The sequence below is a fragment of the Micromonospora profundi genome, from assembly GCF_011927785.1.
Taxonomy (GTDB): domain Bacteria; phylum Actinomycetota; class Actinomycetes; order Mycobacteriales; family Micromonosporaceae; genus Micromonospora; species Micromonospora profundi.
Genome location: NZ_JAATJK010000001.1, coordinates 4,312,570 through 4,331,224, shown reverse-complemented (window position 1 = coordinate 4,331,224; position 18,655 = coordinate 4,312,570). Strand labels below are relative to the sequence as shown.

Annotated in this window: 19 protein-coding genes; 11 read left to right on the top strand and 8 right to left on the bottom strand. The window is 71.5% G+C overall.

Annotation, left to right across the window (positions count from 1 at the left end; translation table 11 throughout):
• Window positions 1–224 precede the first annotated feature (224 nt).
• Both F4558_RS19005 and F4558_RS19000 read right to left on the bottom strand, forming a co-directional pair.
• The gene (locus F4558_RS19005; protein WP_053657441.1) at window positions 225–458 is read right to left on the bottom strand and encodes a DUF7455 domain-containing protein; all 234 of its coding nucleotides are present in this window, start codon (window positions 456–458) and stop codon (window positions 225–227) included.
• 245 nt (window positions 459–703) lie between these two features.
• Complete coding sequence (locus F4558_RS19000; protein ID WP_167945356.1) at window positions 704–2,326, bottom strand: RNA polymerase sigma factor; 1,623 nt, start codon at window positions 2,324–2,326, stop codon at window positions 704–706.
• A 290-nt stretch (window positions 2,327–2,616) separates the two neighbouring features.
• Here F4558_RS19000 and F4558_RS18995 point away from each other — a divergent pair, with 290 nt between their 5' ends.
• Window positions 2,617–3,438, top strand: a complete 822-nt coding sequence (locus tag F4558_RS18995) for an inositol monophosphatase family protein (protein WP_167945354.1) — start codon at window positions 2,617–2,619, stop codon at window positions 3,436–3,438.
• A gap of 91 nt (window positions 3,439–3,529) precedes the next feature.
• On the opposite strand, the gene F4558_RS18990 is transcribed toward F4558_RS18995, so the two are convergent.
• A complete protein-coding gene (locus tag F4558_RS18990; protein ID WP_197281584.1) occupies window positions 3,530–4,048 on the bottom strand; it encodes a LytR C-terminal domain-containing protein in 519 nt (172 codons plus the stop codon).
• A gap of 432 nt (window positions 4,049–4,480) precedes the next feature.
• On the opposite strand from F4558_RS18990, the gene F4558_RS18985 reads away from it, so the two are divergent.
• Entirely contained in the window at window positions 4,481–4,777 is a 297-nt protein-coding gene (locus F4558_RS18985) for a DUF4193 domain-containing protein (protein ID WP_007075406.1), read from the top strand.
• Between the two features lie 119 nt (window positions 4,778–4,896).
• Complete coding sequence (locus F4558_RS18980) at window positions 4,897–5,691, top strand: hypothetical protein (RefSeq protein ID WP_167945352.1); 795 nt, start codon at window positions 4,897–4,899, stop codon at window positions 5,689–5,691.
• 45 nt (window positions 5,692–5,736) lie between these two features.
• Here the strand turns inward: F4558_RS18980 and F4558_RS18975 are convergent, their stop codons facing one another.
• Window positions 5,737–6,264 (bottom strand): DUF3093 domain-containing protein, encoded by a 528-nt coding sequence (locus F4558_RS18975; protein WP_053657433.1) that lies wholly within the window; start codon window positions 6,262–6,264, stop codon window positions 5,737–5,739.
• Window positions 6,265–6,353: 89 nt separating this feature from the next.
• Between F4558_RS18975 and dut the strand changes: the two genes are divergently transcribed.
• The 4 genes from dut (at window position 6,354) to F4558_RS18955 (ending at window position 8,785) form a co-directional block, all read left to right on the top strand.
• Window positions 6,354–6,887: a dUTP diphosphatase gene (gene dut, locus F4558_RS18970; RefSeq protein WP_053657431.1), complete on the top strand. Its 534-nt coding sequence runs from the start codon at window positions 6,354–6,356 to the stop codon at window positions 6,885–6,887.
• Window positions 6,888–6,912: 25 nt separating this feature from the next.
• Window positions 6,913–7,575: a DUF3710 domain-containing protein gene (locus F4558_RS18965; RefSeq protein WP_167945350.1), complete on the top strand. Its 663-nt coding sequence runs from the start codon at window positions 6,913–6,915 to the stop codon at window positions 7,573–7,575.
• A 120-nt stretch (window positions 7,576–7,695) separates the two neighbouring features.
• The gene (locus tag F4558_RS18960; RefSeq protein ID WP_053657429.1) at window positions 7,696–8,076 is read left to right on the top strand and encodes an OB-fold nucleic acid binding domain-containing protein; all 381 of its coding nucleotides are present in this window, start codon (window positions 7,696–7,698) and stop codon (window positions 8,074–8,076) included.
• A gap of 25 nt (window positions 8,077–8,101) precedes the next feature.
• On the top strand, window positions 8,102–8,785 hold the full coding sequence (locus tag F4558_RS18955) for a DUF3159 domain-containing protein (RefSeq protein ID WP_053657427.1): 684 nt from the start codon (window positions 8,102–8,104) through the stop codon (window positions 8,783–8,785).
• Window positions 8,786–8,813: 28 nt separating this feature from the next.
• Here the strand turns inward: F4558_RS18955 and F4558_RS18950 are convergent, their stop codons facing one another.
• Complete coding sequence (locus tag F4558_RS18950) at window positions 8,814–9,503, bottom strand: potassium channel family protein (RefSeq protein ID WP_053657426.1); 690 nt, start codon at window positions 9,501–9,503, stop codon at window positions 8,814–8,816.
• A gap of 3 nt (window positions 9,504–9,506) precedes the next feature.
• Window positions 9,507–10,172, bottom strand: coding sequence for a potassium channel family protein (locus tag F4558_RS18945; protein ID WP_053657516.1), 666 nt, complete (start codon window positions 10,170–10,172; stop codon window positions 9,507–9,509).
• 181 nt (window positions 10,173–10,353) lie between these two features.
• Between F4558_RS18945 and F4558_RS18940 the strand changes: the two genes are divergently transcribed.
• Together F4558_RS18940 and F4558_RS18935 are read left to right on the top strand one after the other, a co-directional pair.
• The gene (locus tag F4558_RS18940) at window positions 10,354–12,423 is read left to right on the top strand and encodes an APC family permease (protein ID WP_053657424.1); all 2,070 of its coding nucleotides are present in this window, start codon (window positions 10,354–10,356) and stop codon (window positions 12,421–12,423) included.
• Between the two features lie 16 nt (window positions 12,424–12,439).
• Window positions 12,440–13,672, top strand: a complete 1,233-nt coding sequence (locus F4558_RS18935; RefSeq protein ID WP_053657422.1) for a class I SAM-dependent RNA methyltransferase — start codon at window positions 12,440–12,442, stop codon at window positions 13,670–13,672.
• A 40-nt stretch (window positions 13,673–13,712) separates the two neighbouring features.
• Here the strand turns inward: F4558_RS18935 and F4558_RS18930 are convergent, their stop codons facing one another.
• Together F4558_RS18930 and F4558_RS31705 are read right to left on the bottom strand one after the other, a co-directional pair.
• Window positions 13,713–14,462 (bottom strand): glucose 1-dehydrogenase, encoded by a 750-nt coding sequence (locus F4558_RS18930; RefSeq protein WP_053657420.1) that lies wholly within the window; start codon window positions 14,460–14,462, stop codon window positions 13,713–13,715.
• A gap of 248 nt (window positions 14,463–14,710) precedes the next feature.
• Window positions 14,711–15,181, bottom strand: a complete 471-nt coding sequence (locus F4558_RS31705; RefSeq protein ID WP_053657419.1) for a MarR family winged helix-turn-helix transcriptional regulator — start codon at window positions 15,179–15,181, stop codon at window positions 14,711–14,713.
• 91 nt (window positions 15,182–15,272) lie between these two features.
• Here F4558_RS31705 and F4558_RS18920 point away from each other — a divergent pair, with 91 nt between their 5' ends.
• Both F4558_RS18920 and dxs read left to right on the top strand, forming a co-directional pair.
• Complete coding sequence (locus tag F4558_RS18920; RefSeq protein ID WP_167945348.1) at window positions 15,273–16,433, top strand: anhydro-N-acetylmuramic acid kinase; 1,161 nt, start codon at window positions 15,273–15,275, stop codon at window positions 16,431–16,433.
• 82 nt (window positions 16,434–16,515) lie between these two features.
• On the top strand, window positions 16,516–18,462 hold the full coding sequence (gene dxs, locus F4558_RS18915) for a 1-deoxy-D-xylulose-5-phosphate synthase (RefSeq protein WP_167945346.1): 1,947 nt from the start codon (window positions 16,516–16,518) through the stop codon (window positions 18,460–18,462).
• The last annotated feature ends 193 nt before the right edge of the window (window positions 18,463–18,655 follow it).

Here is an 18,655-nt window from a genome sequence, read left to right as displayed (position 1 = left end):
GTAACGGATGGTGTGGCTGGGGCGCCCCGGGCGCAAGTTCACGCTGGATCGTGGATGCAGTGGTGTCGGCGCGGCGTGAGGCCACTACATCCTGGCTCGAGCACGGTCTTCGGCGCGGGGCGCGGGGCGCGGGGCGCGGGGCGCGGGGCGCGAGTGGGGTTGGGTAGCGAAAAGCCGGCCGGAGGCACCCTCGGGGTGCCTCCGGCCGGCTATGTCGTTTGCGGTTAGTTCGCCATCAAATCGGCGCCACGCCAGGTGAAATCGGGCTCCGTCGCGAACCGCTCGGTGATCTTCACGAGATCCTCCGCGTACTTGTTCGCGTGGTGCCCGCAGAACACCAGTTCGCTCCCACCCGCCAGGGTGATCCGGAGTTTCCCGGCAGCGTTGCAGCGGTCGCACCGTTCATCGGCGGCTGGGGGCGCCACCGTCTCGGGCGGCGGCGTGAGGGTCGAGTTCATCGCCTTCCTCCTCTGGTCGTCACCGATGAACAATCTCTTCGGTCGTTGCTCACCTATCGTGCAACACCCATGCCGGGCCTTGCCTTCCCTGTGTGCCCGCGGGGGACCGAGGTCACACCTGGCAGGGACAGTGTGCCGTGCACCAAGGGTGCCACGTCAACGATCACATTCGTGCATCCGGACGATCTCCATCTGGTGTTGCACGCCAGGTGATCAAAGCGACACGTTCGGTTGACGAAACCGGCTCAGTCCAGATAATCCCGGAGGACCTGCGATCGGGACGGGTGGCGCAGCTTCGACATCGTCTTGGACTCGATCTGCCGGATCCGCTCCCGGGTCACCCCGTAGACCTGACCGATCTCGTCGAGAGTCCGTGGCTGACCGTCGGTCAGGCCGAACCGCAGCCGTACCACGCCCGCCTCACGCTCGGAGAGCGTCTGCAGCACCTGCTGGAGCTGATCCTGCAGGAGCGAGAACGACACCGCGTCGACAGCGACGACGGCCTCGGAGTCCTCGATGAAGTCACCGAGCTGGCTGTCGCCCTCGTCGCCGATGGTCTGGTCCAGCGAGATGGGCTCCCGAGCGTACTGCTGGATCTCCAGCACCTTCTCGGGTGTGATGTCCATCTCCTTGGCCAGCTCCTCCGGAGTGGGCTCACGGCCCAGGTCCTGGAGCAGCTCGCGCTGTATGCGGCCGAGCTTGTTGATGACCTCGACCATGTGCACCGGGATGCGGATGGTGCGGGCCTGGTCGGCCATGGCGCGGGTGATCGCCTGGCGGATCCACCAGGTGGCGTACGTGGAGAACTTGTAGCCCTTTGTGTAGTCGAACTTCTCCACCGCGCGGATCAGACCGAGGTTGCCCTCCTGGATCAGATCCAGGAAAGCCATTCCACGTCCCGTGTACCGCTTGGCCAGCGACACCACAAGACGGAGGTTGGCCTCGAGCAGGTGGTTCTTGGCCCGCTCGCCGTCGCGGGAGATCCAGCCCAGGTCGCGGACCATCTCCCGGGGGAGCTTGTTGTCCTCGCTCTCGTCGGCCGCGCGCAGCTGCTCGGCGGCGTAGAGCCCCGCCTCGATGCGCTTGGCCAGCTCGACCTCCTGCTCGGCGTTGAGCAGCGGGACCTTGCCGATCTGCTTCAGGTACGCACGGACCGAGTCGGCGGAGGCGGTCAGCTCGGCGTCACGCCGGGCCTGCTTGAGGGCCTCGGACTCCTCGTCGTCCCACTCGAAGTCGTTGTCGGTGGCCGACGCCGCGGCGTCGGTCTCGGCGGCCTGGGCCAGCTCGGCCGGCTCCTCCACCACGACGTCCTCGATGGCGGCCGCGAGTTCCTCGGGGTCGATCTCGCCCTCGCCGCCCTCGCCCTTGGCCTTGGCGCCGGCCTTGACCGGCTTGGCGCCGGCGGCCGCGGCCACCGTCGCCTTGGTGGCCCGGGTCGACTTGGTGGCCTTCGCCGGCGTGGCCGCGGCGGCGGCCACCTCGGCGGTGCTGCCGGTGGCCTTGCGGGCGGCCACCTTCCGCGGGGCGGGCGCGGTCGGCGCCGCCTCGTCGGAGGCGGGCGCCTGCTTCGGGGCCGGCGCGGCAGCCTTCTTGGTGGTCTTGGCGGTGGTGGCGCGGGACGCCGGCGTGGTCGAGCGGGCCGCGGCGACCCGGCGACGGGTGCTCGCCGAGCCGTCCACCACCACGGTCACTCCCGCCTCGGAGAGCGCCCGAAGGATCTTCTTGGCCTGGGCCGGAGTCACCTCGGCGGACTCGACGGTGCGCGCGAGCTGAGCCGACGTGAGCTGACCACCGGCGCTCTGCGCGTGCGCGATCAGCGTGTCGGTGAGCGAGCGTACGTCGGCGCCGGGCTGGCGGGGTTCTGTCACGAATGACCTTCCGGAGGCGAAGAGCGGGCACGGCCGGGTCGTCCGACACAGTGTGGGTCAACCGGGCCGGACGATGTGGTTGAGGGACCCCCGTGTCCCGGGCCGGCCGGTGGTCGGTGGTCCGTGGCGCGTGGGCAGGGGTGAATTGTAACGCCGTCTGCGGCGATCATCCTGCGCCGCACTGCGTAACGGCGGCGGGACCGCCGATTCGGCGCAGATGTGGACTTTGTAAGGATGATACTCGCGCACGGCCCGGAACACCCCGGTCGTACGGGAAGGGGGGCCTTGGGATGCACCGATCGGCACCGCCAGCGCGGGAACTGCTGGCCATCGCGCTCGATGTGGCACGGGACGCCGCGGCCACCGCGCACCGGATGCGGGCCGAGGGCGTTTCGGTCGCGGCGACCAAGAGCACGGTCACCGACGTGGTCACCGCGGCGGACCGGGCGGTCGAGCGGCAGGTGCTCGACGCGCTGCGGCGGTTGCGGCCGGGCGACGCCGTCCTGGGTGAGGAGTACGGCACGCAGGACACCGGGCCGGGCGAGCCGGGCGGCGTGCGGTGGATCATCGATCCGATCGACGGAACCGTCAACTATCTTTACGGGTTGCCGTACAGCGCGGTGTCGCTGGCCGCCGAGGTCGACGGTGTGGTGGTCGCCGGCGTGGTGCGCAACGTGAGCACCGGCGAGGAGTGGACCGCCACGGCCGGGGGCGGCGCCTGGCGCGACGGTGTCCGGCTTCGCTGTTCCGGCGAGACGGATCTGGGGCAGGCGCTGCTCGGCACCGGCTTCGGCTACGACGCCGGTCGGCGGGAGCACCAGGCATCGGTGGTGGCCGGGCTGATCCGGCACGTGCGCGACATCCGCCGCATGGGCGCCGCCGCGCTGGACCTCTGCCTGGTGGCGGAGGGGCGGCTTGACGCGTACTTCGAGAAGGGTCTGTCGCCCTGGGACCTGGCCGCCGGCGGGCTGGTGGCCGCGGAGGCCGGCGTGCGGGTCGCCGGGCTGGCGAGCAGCCCGGCCGGCCCCGACCTGGTGATCGCGGCCCCGCCCGCGCTCTTCACGCCGCTGCACGACCGGCTGGCCGACCTGGACGCCGCAGGCGGCCCCTGACCGGCCCGCCCACCGTGACGGAGCCGGCCGACGGCCCGTCACCGGGTCACGCGACCCGCCGATCGCCCGGCCACGCGACCGGTCGGTCGGGTCATTTGTCGGCGGCGGGGGCCGGGCAGGATCCCGGAGGCGCCACCGGAGCGCCCAGGTCACCGAGGGACTGGTTCACCTCGGTGGTGGTGGCGAGCTGCTGGAAGCCGTTGCCGAGCACGACGTCGACGACGTCGTCGGTGCGCTTCTCGTCGTACTTGGACTCGGCGTTGTCGAGGAAGTACGCGCGCAGCAGGTGCGCCGAGCCGACGCCCTTGGGGCCGTACTGGAGCACTGCCACGTCGTCGATGCCCTTCGGCGCGTTGCCGACCTTCTGGACCTGGAACTTGCGATTGCGGAAGTCGTCGGCCACGGTGCCGGCCCGGCCCGGCTCGTCGGTCGCGTTCAACACATTGATCTTGACGTCCTTGGGCTCGTGCAGCGTGACGTCGGCCAGCGGCCAGCCGTCCGGGCAGCCCTTGGCCGCGCCCACACCACTCTGGCTGTCGCGGACGACCGCGACGACCACGAAGGTCAGGGCCAGGACCGCCAGCAGACCGACGACGACGAGTGCTCGCACTCGCGCAAAGCTCATCTGGGGGCTCCCCGGACCTCAGGTGGGTGACGGCGGCCGTCATCGATCGCACTGACCGCTGGCCGTCGAATACGCCGCTGAGGTTAACGGTTGTCCGGCCGTCGCGTGGAAACAGCCCGACATACCGGCGCGGCGACCGCGAACCGGGTACTACTACCCCTATCTTCGTGTCGCCTGAATCACATTGGGAACAACTTGGCGTGCGGGGGCGTACATCTCAGCCACAAGGGCGGTATACATGCCTCGCCTAAGGGGGGGTAAGGTTCCGCGCTCGCAGGGGTGTTGCCCCGGCAACTCGATCCGTGCGGTCTGCGGGTCGGGAGCCCGACACAAGTGGTGGCTGGCCAGCGGAACCGAAACAGCGTCGTCCGGCGTTACAACCGGAAGCGACAACATCGATATGGGAGAGTGAAACCGATGGCCACCGACTACGACGCCCCGCGTCGCGACGAGGTCGACCTCGGCGAGGACAGCCTGGAAGAGCTCAAGGCCCGGCGCGTCGACTCACAGTCGGGCGCAGTGGACGTCGACGAGGCCGAGGTCGCCGAGAGTTTTGAGCTGCCCGGTGCCGATCTGGCCGACGAGGAGCTCACTGTCAAGGTGCTACCGATGCAGCAGGACGAGTTCAGGTGCGCCCGCTGCTTCCTGGTCCACCACCGCAGCCAGCTGGCGGTCGAGCGGAACGGCGAGCTGATCTGCCGCGAGTGCGTCTGACACGCAGGACACCGGCGGCGGCCTCCTGAACGGGGCCGCCGCTACCGGTGTAGGCATGCGACTCCCGTGGGTACCTGCTTGACTCGTAGCGGATGCCACAGCAGCGGGAGGCCCGAGCGATGAGCGATCAAGCCGACACCACCGGCGGCGCGGACGAACTCGGCGCCACCGTCGCGGCACTGACCGCCGACGACATCGAGCCGGCCCGGCGACGTCAACTTCTCACCCGGATGGTCGGGCAGGCCCGCAGCCGGGGCATCGCCGACCTGTTCAAGCCCCGTGCGGCCATCCGGTGGATGGTCGACGCGGTTACCGAGATCGCCCCGCACATCCAAGTGCGGGACCTGGCCACCCTGCGCCGGCACTTCCCCGGCCTGGACGACGCCGCCCTGGCCGACCGCCTGATCCGCAACGCGGCCCGGACGACCGCCGGGGTCGGCGCGGCCGGTGGGGGAGTCGCCGCCGTCGAGTGGACTGTCGCGCCGACCCTGCTCTCCGCGCCGGTGCTGCTCGCCGCCGAGACGGTCGCCGTGGTGGCGGTGGAGCTGAAGCTGGTCGGCGAGTTGCACGAGGTCTACGGCGTGCCGCTGGCCGAGAGCGGCAGCCAGCGGACTGTCGCCCTGGTGCACTCGTGGTCCACCCAGCGCGGGGTCAACCCGATGGTGCCCGGTGTCGGGGTGGGCGCGGTGCTCGGCACGGCCGCCCGCAAGGAGCTGCGGGACACGCTGCTGCGACGCTTCGGGCGTAACCTCACCACGCTCGGGCCGTTCCTCACCGGTGCTGCGGTGGCCAGTTTCCTCAACCGGCGGGCAACCCGACAGATGGCCGAGCAGCTCCAGGCTGACCTGCGCCGACGCGGCATCGCCCGGCCAGCGCCACCATCGGCCCTGCCCGGCCCGCCGACGGGCACCTGAAGCCGGCTGTACGCCTCGGGGCGACGCGCGCGTCGGCCGGCGGGGTCAGCCCTGCTCGCCGGCCCGACGGTCGGCGGGCACCCGGGCGTCCCGGGCCGCCAACAGCGCCTCGGCAAGCTCCACCGGGCGTCTGCTGCTGACCACCCAGAACGGCGTCGGGTCGGCCGGGTCGTTGAGCACCACCTGCACGGCGCCGCTGATCCACGGCCGCTGCACCACGAAGGCGAGCGGGTCCGCGCCCACACCGAGCACCTCACGGCGGCCTTCGGCGTCAAGCGGAATGACGTCGGCGACGAAGCGCACCGGCAGCCGGGCGTCGTCCACCCGCAGCTCGGAGTCGGTGACCGCGACGCGGATCCGGCCCAGCCACCACAGCCCGGCCGCCGTGACCGGCAGCAGCACCGCGAACGGCATCCAGGCGCGTACGCCGGAGCCACCCATCCAGATCTCGACGGCAAGCAGGGCCGCGGCAAGCAACCCGGCCAGCCACAGCCACCAGGGCAGATCCAGCCGTTCGGCGTACGCCGGACGGGCCGCGGCCGATGGCCGACCGGCACTCGGGGAGGGCGACATGCTCACTCCTGCGAGGGTACGGCGCACGGCGGCCCGGGTAACCGGCAGGATGGCAGGGTCACCCCGACAATCGGACGGAAGAGGGTCTCGTGACCGACGTCGTACCCGTGCCCGTGCGGCTGCTCGATGCGGAGCTGCCGCTGCCCGCGTACGCCCATCCCGGCGACGCCGGTGCCGACCTGGTGGCCGCCGCGGACGTGGAGTTGCCGCCCGGCGGCCGCGCCCTGGTGCCCACCGGCGTGGCCATCGCCCTGCCGCCGGGGTACGTGGGCCTGGTCCACCCCCGGTCCGGCCTGGCGGCCAGGCTCGGCGTGACGGTGCTCAACGCGCCCGGTACGGTCGACGCCGGCTACCGGGGTGAGATCCTGGTCAACCTGATCAACCATGATCGGGAGACGCCGGCGAAGATCTCCCGCGGTGACCGGATCGCGCAGCTCGTGGTCCAGCAGGTCGCCCGGGCGCGGTTCGAGCCGGTGGCCGAGCTGCCCGGATCCCAGCGGGGGACCGGTGGGCACGGCTCGACCGGCGGACACGCCGGGCTCGTACCGGCGCCGACCGGGCAGGATCGGGTCGCGCAGCGGGACGAGCTGGGCCGCGGGCGGACGGAAGAGGTGGCAGGGTGAGTGCGAACAGCGGAGGGTGGGCGCAGTGATCTTCTCCCGAAAGCGGGCCGGTGCCGGGAGGCACACCCGTGACGAGCGGAGCACCGAGGTCCTCGACGAGGGCACCGGTGGGTCGACGCCGGCGCTTGTGCGCGGGCCGTACGACATCTCCGAGGTCGACGACGAGGTGCAGCGGCTCGACCTGGGCAGCCTGCACATCCCGGCGGTCGCCGAGGTCGAGGTGCGGGTGCAGGCCGACCCGCAGGGTGTGGTCCAGCAGGTGGTGCTGGTCCACGGCGACAACGCGCTGCAACTGGGCGTCTTCGCCGCTCCCCGCTCGGAGGGGATCTGGGACGAGGTGCGCGAGGAGATCCGGCAGTCGCTGCTGCGCGACGGTGCCACCGCCGAGGAGGTCGACGGCGAGTACGGCCCGGAGCTGCACGCCCGGGTGACGACCCCGGACGGCCCCACCCACCTGCGGTTCGTCGGCGTCGACGGGCCGCGCTGGATGGTCCGGGGCGTCTTCCAGGGGCCGGTCGCCATCGACCCGGCCAGCGCCGGGCCGCTCGCCGAGTGCCTGGACGGCCTGGTGGTCGACCGGGGGCAGGAGGCGAAGCCGGTCCGTGAGCCGCTGCCGCTGCGACTGCCCCGGGAGGTCGCCGACCAGGCCGAGGAGGCGTCCGCCGCGTCCGAGTCGCGCCAGGTCTGACCGCCGCGCACCGATCCGCCGGAACCGGCCCCGTCGGCGTACGCTGGCGGCACGGTTCCGGCGTCGCCGGGGCGGTGCCCACTGCGGGCCGGTGAGCGTGGAGAGGGTGACGCGGAGGTCATGATGACCGACGAGAGCCGGGTGTCGCTGCGGCGCATCCTGCAACGGTTCACCGCGAGCGAGGCCGAGATCGACGCGCAGGAGCTGCGTCAGGAGAGCGCCGAGTGTGGCGGTGTCCTGGCCCAGCAGTGCTCCCGTGGCCAGGTGGTGTCGGTGGCCGGGCGGCTGCGCACGGTGGTCTACACGCCGCGCACCAACCTGCCCACCCTGGAGGCCGACCTGTACGACGGCAGCGACGTCGTCACACTGGTCTGGCTGGGCCGGCGGCACATCGCCGGGATCGAGCCGGGGCGACACCTGACGGCGCGTGGCCGGGTGGCGATGCGCGACGACCGCAAGGTCATCTACAACCCCTACTACGAGCTGGACTCGCCGAAGTGACGGCGCTGCGGACGGAAGGCCGGCAATGACGACGGGACAGCACCGGGCGGCGCAGCCGGAGACGGGGCCTGAGGACGACGCGCCGCTGCCAACCGTGGCGGAGCAGATGGCCGACCAGCTCGGCGGCTGGCGGGGGCTCGTCGAGTCCAGCATCCCGGTGGTGGTCTTCGTCGTCGCCAACATCATCGGTGACCTGCGGCCCGCCGTGATCGCGTCGGTGTCCGTAGCGGTGCTGATCGCCGGGCTGCGACTGGCCCAGCGCAGGCCGATCCGACACGCCGTCAACGGCCTGTTCGGCGTCGGCATCGGCGCCGCCATCGCCTGGCGGACCGGCAACGAGCGGGACTTCTACCTCCCCGGCATCCTCTACGGCATCGGCTACGGCGTCGCCCTGCTGATCTCGGCGGCCATCCGGCAGCCGCTTGTCGGCTGGATCTGGTCGGTGCTGGTGGCCAAGGGCCGCTCCGAGTGGCGCGACGATCCGAAACTGGTGCGCACCTTCACCCAGCTGACAGTGCTCTGGGGCGTGGTCTGGCTGGCCAAGGTGGGTGTGCAGGCCGGGCTCTACCTGGCCCACCAGGACACGGCGCTGGGCGTGGCCCGGTTGGCGCTGGGCTACCCGCCGTACGTGCTGCTGCTGCTCATCACGGTCTGGACGGTGCGCCGGGTCACCCGGGTGCCGCAGCCGTCCCCGCTGCCCGGCGCCTGAGCGCGCCGGGCCGTCCGTCCGGGGCGGCTCAGCGCGAACCGCGGGTCCGTTCGACGCTGTCCGGGCCGAGAATCACCGCGCGGACGTCGTCCTCCACCTCGGCAGTGCAGACGAAGATCAGCTCGTCACCGGCCTCGATGGGGTCGTCCGGGCTGGGCACCAGGACCCGCTTGCCCCGCAGGATCGCCACCAGCGCGGTGTCGCGGGGCAGCGGCACGGCGTGGATCGGCTGGCCGACGTACGGAGCGGTGGGCGGCAGGGTGATCTCGACGAGGTTCGCCTCGCCCTGACGGAACGTCATCAGCCGCACCAGGTCGCCGACGGTGACAGCCTCCTCGACAAGCGCGGCCATGACCCGGGGCTTGCTCACCGCGACGTCCACACCCCACTGCTCGGTGAAGAGCCACTCGTTCTCGGCCCGGTTGACCCGGGCGACCACGCGGGGCACCGCGAACTCGGTCTTGGCCAGCAGCGACACCACAAGGTTGGCCTTGTCGTCGCCGGTGGCGGCGACCACCACGTCACAGCCGGCGAGGTTGGCCTCCTCCAGGCTGGCCAGCTCACAGGCGTCGGCCAGCACCCACTCGGCGTCCGCCACCCGCTCCGGGCGCAGCATCCGGGGCTGCCGTTCGATGAGCATCACCTGGTGGCCGTTGTCGATCAGTTCCTGGGCGATCGAGCGGCCCACGTTGCCGGCGCCCGCGATGGCGATCCGCATGGCTCACTGCCCCCCTTCCGGTGGCGCCGCCGCCACCGACGTGACCGGCCCCACAATGTCGTCGCTGACCAGCATGAACGCTTGGTCGCCCTCCTGTATGACGGTGGAGGCGGTGGGCAGCGTGCCGATGCCGAAGCGGATCAGGTAGGCCACCCGCGCTCCGGACGCCTCCTCCAGCTTGCGTACCGGACGGCCGATCCAGTCCTTGTGCACGGGCACCTCGACGATCGACACGGTGCTCGTAGGGTCGCGGAAGATCTCCACGTTGCCCTCCGGCACCAGGTGCCGCAGCATCCGGTCGGCGGTCCAGCGCACTGTCGCCACTGTGGGGATGCCCAGCCGCTCGTAGACCTGCGCCCGGCGCTGGTCGTAGATGCGTGCCGCGACCCGGGACACCCCGAACGTCTCCCTGGCCAGTCGCGCCGAGATGATGTTGGAGTTGTCGCCGCTGGAGACGGCAGCGAAGGCGTCCGCCCGCTCGATGCCGGCCTGCCGCAGGACGTCGCCGTCGAAGCCCGCCCCGGTCACAGTGATGCCGCCGAAGTCGGGGCCGAGCCGACGGAAGGCGTCGGCGTCCTGGTCGATCACCGCCACCGAGTGCCCCCGGGATTCCAGGCTGTGGGCGAGGGTCGAACCGACCCGGCCACATCCCATGATCACGACGTGCACGCTGTCCCTCCCAAGGTGCGTACCGCTGCCGCTGGCCCTTCCGTACGCATGGACGGTGGCCTTCGACTGCGAGCCTGCCACGTACCGGTCGGCAGCGGGGACCGACCGTACCCCGTCGCGCCGGACCGCCGTGATCGCCCACCCCCGCGTGATTGCCTTGGTGGTCGTACTCTTGGCGTTCGTGGCCAGTCCCACCTCGCTGCTGAAGCGGCTGCTCCTCGGTCGACCGTTCCGGTCCGACCGCCTGCAGCACACCCTCCTGCCGAAGCGCATCGCGCTACCCGTGTTCGCCTCCGACGCGCTGTCCAGCGTCGCGTACGCGCCCGACGAGATCCTCCTGACCCTCTCCATCGCGGGCGCCTCCGCGTACGTCTTCTCGCCGTGGATCGCGCTCGCGGTGGTCGTTGTCATGCTGACGGTGGTGGCCAGCTACCGGCAGAACGTGTACGCCTACCCGTCCGGTGGTGGCGACTACGAGGTGGCCACTGTCAACCTGGGCCCGAAGTTCGGCGTCGGCGTGGCGAGCGCCCTGCTGGTCGACTACGTGCTCACTGTGGCGGTGTCGGTCTCGTCCGGCGTGGCGAACCTCGGCTCGGTGGTGCCGTTCGTGGCCACCCACAAGGTGATGATCGCGGTGGTGGCGGTGGTGCTGCTGAGCGCCGTGAACCTGCGCGGTCTGCGCGAGTCGGGCACCGCGTTCGCGATTCCCACCTACGGCTTCGTGATCGTGATGCTCGGGATGCTGCTCACCGGGCTGGTCCGGGTGTTCGTGCTCGGCGACGACCTGCGCGCGCCGAGCGCCGACCTGGTGATCCAGGCCGAGCACAGCGTGACCGGGTTCGCGCTGATCTTTCTGCTGCTGCGGACGTTCAGCTCGGGCGCCGCAGCGCTGACCGGCGTCGAGGCGATCTCCAACGGGGTGCCGGCGTTCAAGGCGCCGAAGAGTCGTAACGCCGCCACCACTCTGCTGCTGCTCGGCACCATCTCGGTGAGCATGCTGGTCGGGATCATCTGGCTGGCCCGGCTGACCCACCTCCAGTTCGTGGAGGATCCGGCCCTGCAGATCGTCTCCGGCCCCGAGGGCTACGTGCAGAAGACCGTCACCACCCAGCTCGGCGAGACGGTCTTCGGTTCCGGGTCGATCCTGCTCTACGTGGTGGCCGGGGTGACCGCCCTGATCCTGTTCCTGGCCGCGAACACCGCGTTCAACGGCTTCCCGGTGCTCGGCTCGATCCTCGCCCAGGACCGCTACCTGCCGCGGCAGTTCCACACGCGGGGCGACCGGTTGGCGTTCTCCAACGGCATCGTCTTCCTCGCCCTGTTCGCGATCGTGCTGATCGTCGGTTTCCAGGCCGAGGTGACCCGGCTCATCCAGCTCTACATCGTCGGCGTCTTCGTCTCGTTCACCGTCTCCCAGGCCGGCATGATCCGGCACTGGAACCGGCACCTGCGCACCGAGCGGGACCCGGAGGCGCGTCGCCGGATCTACCGTTCGCGGGCGATCAACACGTTCGGTATGGGCCTGACCGGCACGGTGCTGGTGATCGTGCTGGTGACCAAGTTCCTGCTCGGCGCCTGGATCGCGATCGCCGCGATGGCGGTGATCTACCTGTTGATGCTGGCCATCCGTCGGCACTACGACCGGGTCGCCGTCGAGCTGACCCCGCCGGACGAGGGTCGGGCCGTCCTGCCCGCCCGCAACCACGCGATCGTGCTGGTCAGCAAGCTGCACCAGCCGACACTGCGGGCGATCGCCTACGCCCGCGCCACCCGGCCGGACACACTGACCGCAGTGACCGTCAACGTGGACGAGAAGGACACCCGCGATCTTCAGGCCGACTGGGAACGGCGGGAGATGGCGATCCCGCTCACGGTTGTCGACTCCCCGTACCGGGAGATCACCCGGCCGATCCTCGACTTCGTGGCCTCCACCCGCCGCAAGTCACCCCGCGACGTGGTCACCGTCTTCATCCCCGAGTACGTCGTGGGGCGCTGGTGGGAGAACCTTCTGCACAACCAGAGCGCGCTGCGCCTCAAGGGCCGGCTGCTCTTCGAACCGGGGGTGATGGTGGTGAGCGTGCCGTGGCAGCTCGCGTCGACGGCGAGCAAGAACCTGGACCGGCTGGACGCCACGCTGTCCCGTACCCCGGCGCGTGGGCCGCGGGGCACCGTGCCGCCGGACGTCATGTCCGCGTCATCTGTCGAGGGCGGCCCGGCGGACAGTGGAACGGTCGGTAACAGCCGTGACTGAGTCGACAGCGGCGACCGTGGAGCCCGAGAGCGGCCTGGCCGAGGCGGAGCGGGTCGAGCTGACCGTCGACGCGGTCGCCCCCGGCGGGCACTGTGTGGCCCGGGTGGACGGGCAGGTGGTCTTCGTCCGGCACGCGCTGCCCGGTGAGCGGGTGATCGCCGAGGTCACCGAGGTGCACAAGGGGTTCGTCCGGGCCGACGCGGTGACAGTGCTGGACGCCTCGCCGGACCGGGTCGAGCCGCCCTGCCCGTACGCGAAGCCGGGCGCCTGCGGTGGCTGCGACCTGCAGCACGTGGCGCCTGCGGCGCAACTGGCGTGGAAGACAGCTGTGGTGCGCGAGCAGTTGACACGCCTCGGCGGCCTCACCGACGCCGAACTCGACGGGCTCGGCGTACGGGTCGAGGCGCTGCCCGGCGGGCTGCTGGGTTGGCGCTCGCGGGTCCGCTACGCGGTGGACGCCGCCGACCGGGCCGGACTGCTCAAGCACCGCTCGCACGAGGTGGTGCCGATCGACAGTTGCCTGATCGCGCACCCGGCGATCCAGGAGCTGCCGGTGCTCGCCCCGACCGGCGCGTCCTGGCCGGCCGCCGACGCTGTGGAGACCGTTGCCAGCACCGGCGGGGACGTGACAGTCGTAGAGGTCCGCGACGGGATCTCCATGCAGGTGAGCGGGCCGGCAGTGGTCCGTGAGGTGGCGGCCGACCGGGCGTGGACGCTGCCCGCGTCCGCCTTCTGGCAGGTGCACCCGGCGGCGGCCGACACGCTGTCCACGGCCGTACTGGAGCTGCTCGACCCGCGTCCGGGCGAGGTGGCCTGGGACCTGTACGGCGGGGCCGGACTGTTCGCCGCCGGACTGGCCGCGAAGGTCGGTGCCAGCGGCCGGGTGACAGTGGTGGAGGCGGCGCCGCAGGGCGTCTCCGCCGCCCGACGTAACCTGGCCGACCTGCCCCGCGTCGAGGTCGTGTCGGCCCGGGTGGAGACCGCGCTGGCCCGCCGGCGGATCACCGGCCCGGTCGACCTGGTGGTGCTCGACCCGCCGCGCGCCGGGGCCGGCGCCCCGGTGGTCCGCGCCCTGGCTGCCGCCGGCCCGCGCGCGATCGCGTACGTGGCCTGCGACCCGGCGGCGTTCGCCAGGGACGTGCGTACCTTCGCCGGGTTGGGCTGGCGGTTGACGGCGCTGCGCGGATTCGACCTGTTCCCGATGACCCAGCACGTCGAGCTGGTCGGGCTGCTGGTCCCCGGGCCGTAGGTCATCACCCCCGACGTTCGGGGTGGGTCGACTCCGCTGCCTACCGGGGTACGCCCGAGTAGTCGGCCTGGCCGGCGATCTGCCCGCCGTCGGCGACCAGGTCGCTGCCGGTGACGAACTGCGCGTCGTCGCTGGCGAGGAAGAGCACCGTACGGGCGACGTCGTCGGGTTCCCCGACACGCCCGAGCGCGACACTGCTGGTCTCGAAGGTGGCTCCCTTCGTCATCGGGGTGTTGATCTGACCCGGGTGAACCGCGTTCACCCGGATCCCGTACGCGCCCAGTTCCAGGGCGGCGTTCTTCGTGAGACCGCGTACGGCCCACTTGGACGCGACGTACCCGGCCATCTGGATGATTCCGATAAAGGCGGCCACGGAGCCCATGTTGACGATCGAGCCGCCGCCGGCCCGCTTCATCGCCGGGGTCACGGCCTGGATGCCGTTGAAGACGCCGATGAGATTCACGTCCAGCACGCGCTGTAGCTGCGCCACGTCCCACTGCTCCAGGGGAGCGGGATCGACGATGCCTGCGTTGTTGACGAGGATGTCGACGCTGCCGAACCGCTCCTCCGTCCGTTGAACGAGGTCGGTCCACTGCTGCGGGGAGCGGACGTCGAGCTTCTCGACCACTGCCGTCGGCCCGAGTTCGGCGGCGAGGGCCTCGGCTTCCGCGACGTTCACGTCGGCGATGACCACGTTGGCGCCCTCGCCGACGAGCCGGCGTACGGCAGCCGCGCCCATTCCCATCGCGCCGCCGGTGACCACTGCCGTCTTACCTGCTACTCGTCCCATGATGAGTTCCTTTCGCTGGGACCGGACCGCTCGATGCGGCCAGCGGCCGTGGGGCCAACGGTAGCCAGCAGAGGATGACTCGTCACCCTTTAGTGGCAGGTGACACATCACCCGGGTTAGATGGCTGCTTCCACTGAAAACCGGACTCCCCGCACTAACCTGGAGTCAAGAAAGCGGAGCAGGCTGGTGATACATCAACAATCGGGGAAGGCGCACCGGGTGACGAGTCACCTCACTGAGGGCAGCCCTCATTCCTCGAAGGGATCGTCCTTGAGGTTGTCCAGCACCGCCTCGGACATCACGGCCAGGGTGTCGAGCTGCCGAGGGCTCAGCACGTCGAGGAAGACCTCCCGCACGTACCGCAGGTGCAGGGGAGTCGCCCGGTCGATCACCGTGCGTCCTTCCCCGGTGAGCGCGATGTAGGTCCCCCGAGCATCATCGTCGGAGCTGCGGCGCTCCAGCAGGCCCCGGCGGATCATGCGGGACACCTGGTGGGTGAGGCGCGTCTTCTCCCACCGCAGGACCTCCCGCAGCTCGAAGACCCGCATCGGTCCTTCCCCGTGAAGCCGCAGGCCGCTCAGAACGGCGAAATCCGCGAGGGAGATCCCCGCGTCGCGGAGCAACTGGCGGTTCATGTGCCGCCGGACGTCCTCCTGCATGACCAGGAAGCCGAACCAGGCGCGCTGCTCACGATCGTTCAGCCGTTCAGGCTCAGTCACCCCTCAACGCTACGGCAGGACGGTAGGCCGTCCTCGCTCCGGCGCGGGCGAGGTGTGGGCGAGGGCACGGCACCGCCGCTAGCCTGACGCCGTGAAGATCGTCGGATTGATGTCGGGGACGTCGTACGACGGCGTGGACGTGGTGGCGGCGGAGTTCACCACCGAGGGCGACACCCTCTGGCTGCGGCCGCTGGGACATCGCGGCCTGGACTACGACGAAGCCCTGCGCGCCCAGATCGCCGCGCTGCTGCCGCCCGGGGCCACCACCATCGAGGCCGTGTGCCAGCTCGACAACCGCCTCGGCGAGGTGTTCGCCGACGCGGCGGCGGTCGGCCTCGAACTTGCCGGTGGCGCGGCCGACGCGGTGGTCTCGCCCGGCCAGACGGTGTTCCACTGGATCGCCGACGGGGTGGCCAGGGGCACCCTGCAACTGGGCGCGGTGGCCCGGGTGGCGGCCCGGGTCGGCGTACCGGTGCTCAGTGACCTGCGCTCGGCGGACATCGCCGCCGGTGGCCAGGGCGCGCCGCTGGTGCCGGCCTTCGACGCGCTGTTGCTCGACGGCGCCGCCGAGCCGCGCGCGGCAGTGAACCTGGGCGGCATCGCCAACCTCACAGTGGTCGCGCCGGAAGCCCCGGTCCTGGGGTACGACGTCGGCCCGGCGAACGCCCTGCTGGACGCGGCGGCCCGGCGCTTCCTGGACCAGCCGTGCGACATCGACGGCGCGCGGGCGGCGGCGGGCCGGACGCACGAGCGGCTGCTGGCCGACCTGCTGGCCGAGCCCTACTACGCGGCGCCCCCGCCCAAGTCCACGGGCAAGGAGCTGTTCCACGCCGGCTACCTGGACCGCCACCTGGCCGCGCTCGGCGAACCCGTGCCCGTGGACGACCTGCTGGCCACGCTCACCGAGCTGACCGCGCGGGTGGTGGCCGCAGAGTGCGACAGGCACCGTGTGGTCGAGGTCATCGCCGGGGGAGGCGGTGTGCGCAACCCCGCCCTGCTGGGCCGGCTCGCCGCCCTGGGTGCCGGCCGGTGGACGCTGCGCGGTATCGACGAGTGGGGCGTACCCGCGCAGGCCAAGGAGGCGTACGCGTTCGCGCTGCTCGGCTGGCTGTCCTGGCACGGCCTGCCCGGGGCGATCCCGTCCGTTACCGGCGCCACCCGGGGCGCGGTCCTGGGCTCCTGGACACCTGCCGGCCCGGCGTACGGCGGTGCACCGACCGACAGGCCGCGCCGGCTGCGGATCCGCCCCTGACCAGGGGCTCAGCCAGAGGGTGCGGGTGTGCCGGGCTCCGGCCGGGCTGCGAAGTACCGCCCGGCCGATAGACTCTGCGGTCATGAGTGTTGAAGAGGACACGGCCAACCACGGCCGGCTGCTGGGGACGGTCCGCGGTCCGCAGGACGTCAAGCGGATGTCGGGCGAGGAACTGGATGTGCTCGCCGCCGAGATCCGGGACTTTCTGATCGCCAAGGTCTCCCGCACCGGCGGCCACGTCGGCCCCAACCTCGGTGTGGTCGAGCTGACGCTGGCCATGCACCGCGTCTTCGACTCCCCCCGTGACCGGCTGCTGTTCGACACCGGCCACCAGGCGTACGTACACAAGATCCTCACCGGGCGGCAGGCCGGCTTCGACAAGCTCCGCCAGCGCGGTGGCCTCTCCGGCTACCCAAGCCAGGCCGAGAGCGAGCACGACCTGATCGAGAACTCGCACGCCTCCACCGCGCTCTCCTACGCCGACGGCCTGGCCAAGGCGTACGCCCTGCGGGGCGAGGCGCGCAGCGTCGTGGCAGTGGTCGGCGACGGCGCGCTCACCGGCGGCATGTGCTGGGAGGCGCTGAACAACATCGCCACCGCCGGCAACTCTCTGGTCATCGTCGTCAACGACAACGGCCGGTCCTACTCGCCCACGATCGGCGGTCTGGCCGACCACCTCTCCTCGCTGCGGCTCAACCCGGGCTACGAGAAGGTCCTCGACACGGTCAAGGACGCCCTCGGCTCCACCCCGCTCGTCGGCAAGCCGATGTACGAGGTGCTGCACGCGGTCAAGAAGGGCATCAAGGACGCCGTCGCCCCGCAGGCCATGTTCGAGGACCTCGGCATCAAGTACGTCGGCCCGGTGGACGGGCACGACGTGGCGGCGGTCGAGTCGGCGCTGCGCGCGGCGAAGAACTTCGGCGGCCCGGTGATCGTGCACGCGGTCACCCGCAAGGGCTACGGCTACCGCCCCGCCGAGGAGGACGAGGCCGACTGCCTGCACGGCCCCGGCGGCGCCTTCGACGTGGAGACCGGCGCGCTGCTGGCCGCCCCGGCGGTGAAGTGGACGCATGTCTTCGCCGACGAGCTGCTTGCCGTCGCCGACGAGCGGCCGGACGTCGTGGGCATCACCGCCGCGATGGCCGAGCCGACAGGCATCGCCAAGCTGGCCCGCAAATACCCCGAGCGGGTGTACGACGTGGGCATCGCCGAGCAGCACGCCGCCACCTCGGCGGCCGGGCTGGCGCTGGGTGGCCTGCACCCGGTGGTCGCCGTCTACGCCACCTTCCTCAACCGTGCCTTCGACCAGGTCCTGCTGGACGTGGCGATGCACAAGCTGCCGGTGACCTTCGTGCTGGACCGCGCCGGCATCACCGGCCCGGACGGCCCCAGCCACTACGGCATCTGGGACATGTCGGTCTTCGGTGTGGTGCCTGGGCTGCGGATCGCCGCTCCCCGGGACGCCACCACGCTGCGTGAGGAGCTGCGCGAGGCGCTGGCCGTCGACGACGGCCCGACAGTCGTGCGCTTCCCCACCGGCACTGTGGCCGCAGACCTGCCGGCCCTGCGCCGGGTCGGCCCTGTCGACGTGCTGGCCGAGTCGGCGCGTACCGACGTGCTGCTGGTCGCCGTGGGCTCCTTCGGCCAGCTGGGCATGGAGGTCGCCGCCCGGGTCGCCGAGCACGGCTACGGCGTCACAGTGGTCGACCCCCGCTGGGTTCGTCCGGTGCCGGCCGAGCTGGTGCAGCTGGCCGCCGGCCACCGGCTCGTCGTCAGCGTCGAGGACGGCGTCCGGGTCGGTGGCGTCGGCGACGCCCTCGGCCAGGCGATGCGCGACGCCGACGTCCGGGTGCCGCTCAAGGACCTGGGCGTACCGGCCGACTGGCACCCGCACGGCACCCGCGCGCAGATCCTCGCCGACCTCGGCCTGACCGCGCAGGACGTCGCCCGGAACGTCACCGGCTGGATCTCCGGCCTGGACGCCACCCCGGACCGCCTGACCCCCACCAGCACCCCAGCGCAGAACTAGAACCCGTAAAACTGCGGCGGGCGCCCCCTCCGGGGACGCCCGCCGCAGCGCGTCAGCCCCACCCCCACCCCACGCCCGCGAATCTTGCACTTTCGGTCGCTCTTATGCGCGCTTTGTCCCCTATGGCCGGGCAGAAAGCGCAAGATCGCGCGGGGGAGGGGGTGAGGCGGGGCGGGAGGGTGGGGAGGGGTGG